The organism is Corallococcus sp. CA041A, from assembly GCF_003612075.1.
In the GTDB taxonomy this organism is placed as follows: Bacteria; Myxococcota; Myxococcia; order Myxococcales; family Myxococcaceae; genus Corallococcus; species Corallococcus exiguus.
On the sequence record NZ_RAWF01000108.1, the window covers coordinates 22,236 to 30,846 of the forward strand.

The window sequence follows — 8,611 nt, forward strand, 5'->3', positions numbered from 1 at the left end:
TCGCGAAGCCCCTCTCTGCTGTCCGCCTTCGTCGAGGGTCGTCAAGTCAGACCACCCTGGTAGTCATTGTCTCGCATGGCTGCGCGGTGGCTTCACGCAAGGCGAGGGGGCGATTCATGGGCGGAAGATGGGGCGTGGTGCTGTGTCTTCTGTTCTGGGCATGGCCTGACCGAGTGGCCGCACAGGAACTGGAACCGCCCAATGCCGCGGAGGACTGGCACTTCCTGACCCGGCTCGACGTGTCGACCCTGGCCCTGCTGCCTGGCGGCGACAGCGGGACACGCGAAGGTTTCATCCAGTTCGGTCCTACCCTGATGCTGGATGGTGGCGCGGGGTTCGGCGTCAACCTGGGGGCGCCGGTGCGGCTGCGCCTGTGGGGCGGCGTACGGAACGCGGGTGCCTTCCGCCAGGAAGACTGGGACAGTCTGTCCGACTGGGGGCAACTGATTCGGGCCCTCAAGCTGGGGTCGAATGAAGCGCCCCTGTCGCTGTGGATGGGGGCGCTGGAGCGCTACAGCCTGCTGTCCGGGCACCTTGTGCGGCGCTACTCCAACCGCATCAACCCCGACTACCACCCGGCGGGTGGCCTCCTCACCGGGACGCTCGGCCCCCTCTACGTGGAGGCGTTTGCCTCGGACGTCCTGGGTGCTCGGCTCTTCGGGGCGGAAGCCGAGGTGGACCTGGAGCACGTCCTCTTCGGGCGGCCCGTCCAGGCCGGACGATACACGCTGGCCGTGTCCGCGGTGCACGAGAGTGGCAAGGGAGAGGGGACCTCGCCCAAGGTCACGCTGGCCCACCTGGATGGGACCGCGATGGTGTGGACGCGTCCGGGCTTCGAACTGCACCTGCTGGCCGGCTGGGGAGGCCAGCCTGGAACGGGTGGCGCATGGGGCGCGGTGGCCGGAATCGGTGCGGACGTGGAGAGCCCCGCGTTGAATGCGCGGCTGCGCTTGGAGGCGCGGCGGCAGCACGGAGGCTTCCGCCAAGATGCCTTTGGCCCGGACTACGAGCTGGCGCGCTTTCGGGCGGTGGGCGCTTCCAGTCAGCCCCTGGCGAAGGCGTCATTCCCGGACGGGGGATCTGTCTACGCCGAGGCAGACGTGAGCTGGGACGCAGAGCAGTTGGTGGGAAGGGTGCATCGGCACCTGACCTTCTCCTGGGCGGTGGAGGTCTTCACCTGGGGGCGCGTGGACACGGACGGACGCCTCGCGCTCCAGCTCTTCGATCGGAACCTGGAACTCGCCGCGAGCGTGCTGGGAATGGGCCTGGGCCAGCCGGGGGCCCGTGTCCTCGTGTCCGGAGACCTGCGCTGGCGCTTCGCAGGCAGGCTGTACGCGCTGGGACAGGGAGGGACGCTGTTGTTCCCGGAGGCGGACGGGGCGCTGCGTCCGGGTGCCTATGCCTCGCTGGGTGTGGGAGTCGACAATGCGCGCTGAGGTGCTGCTGCTGAGCGCGGTCCTGCTCGTCACGGGCTGTGTTTCCACAAGGCCGCCGTCCAGGCACCCCAGCGTCTTCAATCAGGGCTCGGGAGGCGCGCCATTGCGTCGTCATCACGCCGAGCGCTCCCTGGACACGGAAGCCGCACGGAGCACACGGAGCCAGGTCGCCGCGCGGGCCGTCCTTCACGGCACCGAGGAGGCTGATGCCTTCGAGCGTTTGTTGATGCTCGCGGGGCTGGCCCCCTGGGACGAACTGCCCCTGCGTGCGTCCGCGCTGACGCCAACGCAGGCCGCGCGATTGTTGTCGGTGTTGCTGAAGAAGCCCGTGACCCTGGGCAACTTCCCGCCTCGCATGGGCGCGAGCCTGCTGCTGCGTGAGGTGCTGGAGGGCAGCAGCGTGTCGCGGGAAGAGCTCTTGCGCCGGACGACCCGCCTCGAACGGCTCGCGGTGTTGAGGCCCGACGGCTATCTCGCGTGGGTCATCAACGGGCGTACGCAGCAACGCGTGGGGCCGGTGGAGTGGAAGGACGGAGCCTTCGTCGCGCTGGGCTTCGAGCTGGGGCGCTTCTACGTCAACACCGGTGGCGTGTTCCGGCCGACGGGTGAGCAGCTCCAGCCCGTGTTCAATGGGTTCGTCGTGGAGGTGTACGACGACGCGGACATCCTCGGCCGCTCACTGGACGGCGCCGGGGACGCGTTCTTCGAACTGGCCATGTCCATCGGGAAGTTCCTCACCGCTCCAACGGACAGCCTCCTGGCTCTTCAACACCTGCCAGAGGGCATCGCCGCCCTCGTCGCTTCCTCGCCCGAGTACCTGGAGCGCTTCACCTTCATGACGCGAGGAGAGCAGGTCAGGGCAGTCGCGAAGCTGTTGACGGCGCTCTATGCCGGAGGAGGTGTCGCGAAGGGCTCCACTGGCGCTCTGACCACGGCGATGGGAGGCGCGGACGCCATGCTCCCCGTGCTGTCCCTCACCGGCGAGGGGGCGCTGGTGATGGAGCGCGTCGCGATTCCAGTGGGACGGATGGCCCACGCGGTGGGGACAGGTGTTGGAGGGCTGTATGTCCTTGCCTCGGCGGAGCCAGGGGGCGGAAGCGGCTTGAAGGTCGCGCCACCCGAGCGTGTGGTGAACGACCTCAAGGACTTCTCGGGGAAGCGATTCCAGGCGGGCGCAGAGACGTTCCTTCTCGACAAGAAAGGGCTCCAGCACATCCTCGAGCGGCATCACCCCCGGTATTGGGATGGGACGACGAAAGAGGCGCAGAGTTTCTTTGGCGCGAAGATGGGCTTCGAGGACGTGATTCGTGCCATCGAGGCGGTCCTTCAGCAGAACCGGGCGCGGATGGTCGGGCGAGGAACACGCGGGATGTACCAACTGAGGGGGACTGTCGATGGAGTAGAGTACGTCCTGGGACTCAACCAGGGCCGAGTCGGTCAGTTCTACCCCCGATAGGTGAAGCAAGACGCATGGTCCAGATCGCCACCTACTTCAGGCAAGGAGAGGTCTTCGTACCAATCGATGCCTTCGTCGGCCCCATCCCCGACGAGGACTACATCGAGGGCGCGATGGAATTCTCCATGGGTGGGCGCTCGATGTTGACCCGCCAGGAGTGGGACTACATCGATCAGCTGTGGGCCTATCTCGTTGGAGGAGTGGCCGACCTTCAAAGGGGGGAAACGTTCCAGACCTTCTTCCCCGATCAACCCATCGAACTGAGCATCACACCCGATGGGGTCGGTGGGCATGCGACGATGCGTGTCGTCATCGGGGGAGACGTTCGCGAGGCATCCGTAGAACTCGCCGTCCTTGTTGCCGAGGTCCTGAAGGAGGCCAGGCACTTCTTCGAGCGGATTCAGAAGGTGCTGCCCCGGGAGGCCTACCAACAGACACTCCAGGAAATCTCCACGCTGGAGCGGATGCAGGGCTCAGCCTGAAGCCGCGCGCTTCCACCCGCCCCCACCAACCGAGCGTCACCCGCTGAATCCCGCGCCCCGCCGGCCGCCGCATCTGTAGTACGAAGGTCGGCCCCTTCACGGTGACGCTGTGCGCCTCCTCTCGCTCCAGGTCCAGGACTTCCGCAACCTCCCGGCGGTGCAGCTCGCACCCAGCCCCCACTCGACCATCGCCGTGGGCCAGAACGGGCAGGGGAAGACCAACCTCCTGGAGGCGCTCTACTTCCTCGCCACCCTCAAGCCCCTCCGCGCCGGACGCCTCTCCGAACTCGTGCGCTGGGGCTCCCAGGCCGCTCGCGTCACCGGCCGCTTCCTCCTCAAGGGCGCCGAGCGCGAAATCTCCGTCGAGGTCGGCGGCGGCACCCGCCAGGCCCTCGTGGACGGCAAGAAGGCCGCCAGCCTCGAGGACTACTTCGGCGGTGTCTCCGTCGTCGCCTTCACCCCTGATGACCTGGAGGTCATCAAGGGCGGCCCCGACTCCCGCCGCGCGTTCCTCGACCGCGCCGTCTTCAACCGCTTCCCCGCCTTCCTCCGGGAAAGCCGCGAGTACGCCCGCGCCCTCAAGAACCGCAACCGCCTGCTCCGTGACGGCGCCACCGTCGACGCCGCGTACCTCGACGCTTACGACGAGACCCTCGCCCGCGCGGGCGCACGCCTCTACGCCCGCCGCCGCTCGCTGATGGCCGAGCTCGCGCCCCGCGCCCAGGCCACCTTCGCGTCCATCGGCCGCACCGTGGACCCCGCCGTCTACGGCTACCACCCCGCGCACCTCGGCGCCGACTTCGCCCACGCCGACGAGGCCGCCCTCGCCTCCGCCCTGCGCGAAGCCCTCTCCGCGCGCCTGCGCCGTGACCTGGACCGCGGCTTCACCTCCGTGGGCCCGCATGTGGACGACGTGTCCGTGACGCTGGGCGGCCGCAGCGCTCGCGCCTATGCGAGCCAGGGCCAGCAGCGCGCTTTGGTGCTGGGTTGGAAGATTGCCGAGATTGAAAACCTGGAGGCCGCCATGGGCTTCCTCCCCCTGCTGCTGCTGGATGACGTCTCCAGCGAGCTGGACCCCGAGCGCAATGCCTATCTCATGGGCTACCTCGCCCGGAGCGGCGCGCAGGTCTTCCTCACCACCACCGACGCGGGGCTCGTCCGAGCCGCCGCCGCCAGTGACTCCCTCTGGCTCACCGTCCACGCGGGACAGGTGGCCACCGAGCCTCCGTCACAACCCTAGTGCACCCGCCGCCGGTGCCAGGGCCAGTGCACCGACCGGCGCGGATGGTGGGGCAATTCCTGCCGCGTCACGTGCCCGAAGTACTCGAAGCGGAACTCCGCCCAGAGCAGCCCGAACGCCACCGCGAACAGGAACACCGCCATCGTCAGCCACCACACGGTGCTCGTCGCCAACGCGACGATGAACAACACCCCCAGCGCCGCCGCCACCCCCAGCGACACGTCGCGCAGGCGCTTCGACTCGCTGAACGCCATCCCCATCGCCAGCATGGAGAGCGCCAGGAGCGGCCACGCCAGCCAGTACGAAGTGCGCGCGTACAGGTTGGCAATCGACAGCAGGAACAACCCGAATCCGAATATCGCCAGTCCGCCGTCCATCGAATCCTCCTCGGGAGAATCCCCGGCTCCCGGCTGAACATGGGACCTCCTCTTGTCCCCATGCACCCCGACTCCCCCAGTCCGACCGGGGACACGGCGGGAGAGCGACCCCGGTACCTCCTCCGGAATAGACGACGCCTGGCCCCGGTCTCCTTCGTGTTCCCACGAACGCGTGCGCACCTGTCGCCCGGAGCCCGTTCGGGGTGCCGGGCCCTCGGCAGGCGCGAGTCCGTGAGTCGACGTTCGCTCCGACGAAGTTCTTGCGGACCTGCCGGGCGTGCACCATGACCATGCCCGCCGTCCCACCGGGCGGACCCGGGACGAACGAAATGGTGCCATGTCGCGTTTGCTGCTGACGCTCGTGCTGTCCGCCCTCCTCGCGGGGTGCCACCGCGCGACGTTCGAGGACTCGGTGCTCCGGAAGTCCGACGTGAAGTACCGCGTCGGCCCGCTGTCCAACGACGTCTGGGAGCGCCGCGGCTTCGACGACAACGACCTGGCCTTCGTGGAGCGCGGCGACACCGGCCGTGTCATCGCCACCAACTCCACGTGCCGGGACCATGACGACCCGTCCCTCCAGGTCCTCACGAAGCACCTGCTCATGGGCTTCACCGAGCGCCAGGACCTGGGCCAGCGCACCTTCACCCTGGACGACCGCGAGGCCCTGCGAAGCCGCTACGTCGCGAAGCTCGACGGCGTGCCCGTGTCCCTGGAGCTCGTGGTGGTGAAGAAGGACAACTGCGTCTTCGACTTCAGCTACGTCGCCCCCGTGGGCGCCGCCGACGCGCGCATGGCGGACTTCGAAAGCCTCTTCCAGGGCTTCCGCGCGGAGCGCCAGCGATGATGCCCGAGGGGAAGCTCTTCTCCGGAGGCGCCAGCCTCAAGGAGCGCCTGCGCGAGCGCATGGAGTCCCTGGGCGCCCTGTCCGTCATGACGGGCCAGGTGTTCAGCCGCGCCGTGCGCCCGCCCTACGACTGGGCCGGCCTCGTCTTCCACACCGAATCCCTGGGCGTGCGCTCGCTGCCCATCGCGCTGCTCACCGCGACGTTCGCCGGGCTCGTCATCTCGCTCCAGTTCGGCTACTTCCTCGCGCGCTTCGGCGTGCAGTACACCGTGGGCCGCGTGGTCATCCTCACGCTGTTCCGGGAGCTGGCCCCCGTGCTCACCGCCCTCACGGTGGGTGCGCGCATCGGGTCCGGCATCGCCGCGGAGCTGGGCTCCATGACCGTGACGGAGCAGGTGGACGCCATCCGCGCGCTGGGCGCGGATCCGTTGCGCAAGCTGGTGGTTCCGCGCGTGTTCGCGTGCCTCATCGTGATGCCGGTGCTCACCGTGTTCTCGGACGTGGTGGGCCTGGTGGGCGGCGCGCTGGTGGTGCGTTCCCAGTACGGCATCTCCCTGGACCAGTTCTTCCAGGGTGCGCTGGACGCGGTGCTGATGGGCGACTTCGTCTCCGGCGTCATCAAGGGCGCCGTGTTCGGGCTCATCATCGGCCTGGTCGGCTGCTTCAAGGGGCTGGCGGTGGAGGGCGGCACGGAGGGCGTGGGCCGCGCCACCACGCAGACGGTGGCCATCACCTCCGTCACCGTGTGCCTGGCGGACTTCTTCATCACGAAAATCACGCTCTACTTCTGAAGCCGCCCGCACCATGCGCAAGGCCCGCCACCACCACCAAGACCCCGCTGTCCCGTTCAGCTTCCGCAAGCCCACGCCGGGCGAGGAGCTCATCCGCTTCGACGGGCTCATGAAGCAGTTCGGACCCAAGCGCATCTACGACGGCGTGGACCTGGACGTGCGCGCCGGGGAGACGCTGGTGGTGCTGGGCGGCTCCGGCGTGGGCAAGAGCGTGCTGCTCAAGTGCCTCATCGGCCTGCTGCACCCGGACGGCGGCAGCATCCTGTTCGAAGGCTACGACCTGGCGAAGTTCTCCGAGGCGCAGTTCCTGGAGGTCCGCAAGCACGTGGCCATGGTGTTCCAGGGCGCGGCGCTGTTCGACTCGCTCAGCGTGGCGGACAACGTGGCGTACCCGCTGCGCGAACACTTCCCCACCATGTCCCGCGCGGAAATCCAGAAGCGCGTGGCGGAGAAGCTGGAGCTGGTGGACCTGCCCAACACGGAGAAGCTGATGCCGTCGGACTTGTCCGGCGGCATGCGCAAGCGCGTGGGCCTGGCGCGCGCCATCGCCACGGAGCCGGAGGTCATCCTCTGGGACGAGCCCACGACGGGCCTGGACCCCGTCACCACGCAGACCATCAACGAGTTGATTGAGTCGATGAAGCAGCGCCTGGGCGCCACTTCCATTGTCGTCACGCACGACATGGTGAGTGCCTTCGTGCTGGCGGACCGGATGGCCATGCTGGCCAACCGGAAGATCGTCCAGGTAGGCACCCCGGAGGAGATGCGCCGCTCCCAGGTGCCGGAGGTGCGCGCCTTCATCGACGCGCGCCGCCTGGAGTTGAACCCCCGGGGAACACCATGAGTCTCTTCACGTCGACCTCGAAGGAGAAACGCCTGGCCGTGCGAGCAGGCCTCTTCGTCGCCGTTGGCCTCGCCGTGGCAGGCGTCGTCGTCTTCTTCATCGGCCGCGAGTCCAACCTCTTCCAGCGCCAGGTCATCTTCCACACCTACTTCCCGAGCGTGGACGGCCTGAGCGACCAGTCCCCTGTGTGGATTGGCGGCCTGAAGGTGGGCCGCGTGAACAGCGTGTCCTTCTCCCAGGACCTGAAGGACAGCCGCCTGCAGGTGGAGCTCCAGGTGGCCAGCGCCTACGCCAGCCGCATCCGCGCGGACTCCGTGGCCCGCCTCACCAGCATGGGCGTCCTGGGCGACAAGGCGGTGGACATCTCCCTGGGCAGCGCGGACAAGCCCGCCGTGGAGCCCGGCGGCGTCATCCAGTCCAGCAGCGGCGGGGACCTGTCCAGTCTCATGTCCAGCGCCAGCCGCGTGATGGAGAACTCCGTCGAAATCAGCGAGTCCCTCAAGGACGCCGTGAAGGCCTACTCGAACCCGGACCTGTCGCGGGACCTGGCCCGGAGCATCGCCTCGCTGCGCAAAATCATAGAGGAGGTGGAGAAGGGCAACGGCGCCCTGCACGCGCTCATCTATGACCCGCGCACGGGCCAGGAGGTGAACACGCTGCTCGCCAACGCGTCCGGCGCCGCGAAGCGCATGGACGGCGCCCTGGGCCACGTGGAGGCCATCCTGGCCGAGGTCCGCCGCGGCGACGGCACCGCGCACGCGCTCATCTACGGGCAGGACGGCGCGGTGGCCATGCGTGAGCTGGGCGCGGCCGCCGGCCAGCTCGCGGGCCTGCTGGAGGACGCGAAGAAGAGCCCCAACGGCGCCGTGCACCAACTCGTCTACGGCGACGCCAAGGGCATGTTCGCGGACCTGGGCAGCGCCGCCGCGGACATCAAGACCATCACCGCCACCGTGGCCAAGGGCGACGGCACCCTGGGCGCGCTCGTCAACGACCCCACCGTCTACGACGACCTGCGCGAGGTGCTGGGCAACGTGAAGCGCAACCGCATCCTCCGCGCCCTGGTGCGCTTCTCCGTGAGCAACCGCGAGTCCCTGGACCAGGTGGGCGCCCCCCAGACGGCGCCCACCCCGCTCACGCC

9 protein-coding genes are annotated in these 8,611 nt (G+C 68.6%); 8 read left to right on the top strand and 1 reads right to left on the bottom strand.

Translation table 11 applies throughout. The features are described 5' to 3' along the window. Positions 1-116: 116 nt before the first annotated feature. The 4 genes from D7V77_RS20330 to D7V77_RS20345 all read left to right on the top strand — a co-directional run bounded on the left by D7V77_RS20330 (position 117) and on the right by D7V77_RS20345 (position 4,614). On the top strand, positions 117-1,436 hold the full coding sequence (locus tag D7V77_RS20330; RefSeq protein WP_120577950.1) for a hypothetical protein: 1,320 nt from the start codon (positions 117-119) through the stop codon (positions 1,434-1,436). After that, complete coding sequence (locus D7V77_RS45740) at positions 1,426-2,892, top strand: hypothetical protein (RefSeq protein ID WP_120577951.1); 1,467 nt, start codon at positions 1,426-1,428, stop codon at positions 2,890-2,892. The genes D7V77_RS20330 and D7V77_RS45740 overlap by 11 nt, the downstream gene beginning before the upstream one ends. Before the next feature lie 14 nt (positions 2,893-2,906). After that, positions 2,907-3,374: a hypothetical protein gene (locus tag D7V77_RS20340; RefSeq protein ID WP_120577952.1), complete on the top strand. Its 468-nt coding sequence runs from the start codon at positions 2,907-2,909 to the stop codon at positions 3,372-3,374. Positions 3,375-3,483: 109 nt separating this feature from the next. Then, positions 3,484-4,614: a DNA replication/repair protein RecF gene (locus D7V77_RS20345; protein WP_120577953.1), complete on the top strand. Its 1,131-nt coding sequence runs from the start codon at positions 3,484-3,486 to the stop codon at positions 4,612-4,614. Here the strand turns inward: D7V77_RS20345 and D7V77_RS20350 are convergent. Then, on the bottom strand, positions 4,611-4,991 hold the full coding sequence (locus tag D7V77_RS20350) for a hypothetical protein (protein WP_120577954.1): 381 nt from the start codon (positions 4,989-4,991) through the stop codon (positions 4,611-4,613). The genes D7V77_RS20345 and D7V77_RS20350 overlap by 4 nt on opposite strands. Positions 4,992-5,328: 337 nt before the next feature. On the opposite strand from D7V77_RS20350, the gene D7V77_RS20355 reads away from it, so the two are divergent. The 4 genes from D7V77_RS20355 to D7V77_RS20370 form a co-directional block, all read left to right on the top strand. Then, complete coding sequence (locus tag D7V77_RS20355) at positions 5,329-5,835, top strand: hypothetical protein (RefSeq protein WP_120577955.1); 507 nt, start codon at positions 5,329-5,331, stop codon at positions 5,833-5,835. Beyond that, entirely contained in the window at positions 5,832-6,626 is a 795-nt protein-coding gene (locus tag D7V77_RS20360; protein ID WP_120577956.1) for an ABC transporter permease, read from the top strand. Before D7V77_RS20355 ends, D7V77_RS20360 begins: the two co-directional genes overlap by 4 nt. 13 nt (positions 6,627-6,639) lie before the next feature. Continuing rightward, on the top strand, positions 6,640-7,470 hold the full coding sequence (locus D7V77_RS20365; protein ID WP_120577957.1) for an ABC transporter ATP-binding protein: 831 nt from the start codon (positions 6,640-6,642) through the stop codon (positions 7,468-7,470). Continuing rightward, the coding region (locus D7V77_RS20370; RefSeq protein WP_147452113.1) for an MlaD family protein at positions 7,467-8,611 on the top strand (1,145 nt) is incomplete at its 3' end. The genes D7V77_RS20365 and D7V77_RS20370, both read left to right, overlap by 4 nt.

Coding starts and splice junctions, on each gene's coding strand:
- D7V77_RS45740 (WP_120577951.1), top strand. CDS start 1,426: ATGCGCGCTGAGGTGCTGCTGCTGAGCGCGGTCCTGCTCGTCACGGGC.
- D7V77_RS20360 (WP_120577956.1), top strand. CDS start 5,832: ATGATGCCCGAGGGGAAGCTCTTCTCCGGAGGCGCCAGCCTCAAGGAG.
- D7V77_RS20355 (WP_120577955.1), top strand. CDS start 5,329: ATGTCGCGTTTGCTGCTGACGCTCGTGCTGTCCGCCCTCCTCGCGGGG.
- D7V77_RS20365 (WP_120577957.1), top strand. CDS start 6,640: ATGCGCAAGGCCCGCCACCACCACCAAGACCCCGCTGTCCCGTTCAGC.
- D7V77_RS20350 (WP_120577954.1), bottom strand. CDS start 4,991: ATGGACGGCGGACTGGCGATATTCGGATTCGGGTTGTTCCTGCTGTCG.
- D7V77_RS20340 (WP_120577952.1), top strand. CDS start 2,907: ATGGTCCAGATCGCCACCTACTTCAGGCAAGGAGAGGTCTTCGTACCA.
- D7V77_RS20330 (WP_120577950.1), top strand. CDS start 117: ATGGGCGGAAGATGGGGCGTGGTGCTGTGTCTTCTGTTCTGGGCATGG.